At 65.8% G+C, this 550-nt stretch carries 1 protein-coding gene; it reads left to right on the top strand.

The genetic code is table 11. The features are described 5' to 3' along the window. Positions 1-550, top strand: a 550-nt coding sequence (locus tag BN1119_RS12125; protein ID WP_041998198.1) for a cupin domain-containing protein, incomplete at both ends; no start/stop codon positions are given.

The raw sequence follows: 550 nt of genomic DNA, 5'->3' as shown, positions 1-550 counted from the left end.
TGGTGAGCTTCTCCACCCCTCACGGCGGTGTCGGCCCCCACATCGACAACTACGACGTCTTCATCACCCAGGGCCAGGGCAAGCGCCACTGGCGGGTCGGCGACGCCGCGCCCCTTGGCGAGTTTGCCGCCCACGCCGCCCTGCTGCACTGCGAGCCGTTCGAGGCGATCATCGACGCCATCATGGAGCCGGGCGACATCCTCTACATCCCGCCCGGATTCCCCCACGAGGGCTACGCCATCGAGCCCTCCCTGAACTTCTCGGTGGGCTTTCGCGCACCGGACGCCAAAGCGCTTATCTCTTCGTTTGCCGATCACCTGATCGACAACGACCTGCGCACCGAGCGTTACGGCGACCCTGACCTCCAGCCCCGCGCCCGCCACGGCGAAATTCAGCCCCATGAGCTGCACCGTCTGCGGGAGCTGATGCAACAGGCCCTGGATGACGAGACCCTGTTCAAGGAGTGGTTCGGCACCATGATCTCCGAGGCCAAGCACGATCTGGACGTGAGCCCCATGGAGCCGGACTACAGCGCCGAGGAAGTGGCCGA

The sequence above is a fragment of the Aeromonas bivalvium genome, assembly GCF_000819765.1.
Taxonomy (GTDB): Bacteria; Pseudomonadota; Gammaproteobacteria; order Enterobacterales; family Aeromonadaceae; genus Aeromonas; species Aeromonas bivalvium.
This window is presented reverse-complemented; position numbering and strand designations above follow the sequence as displayed.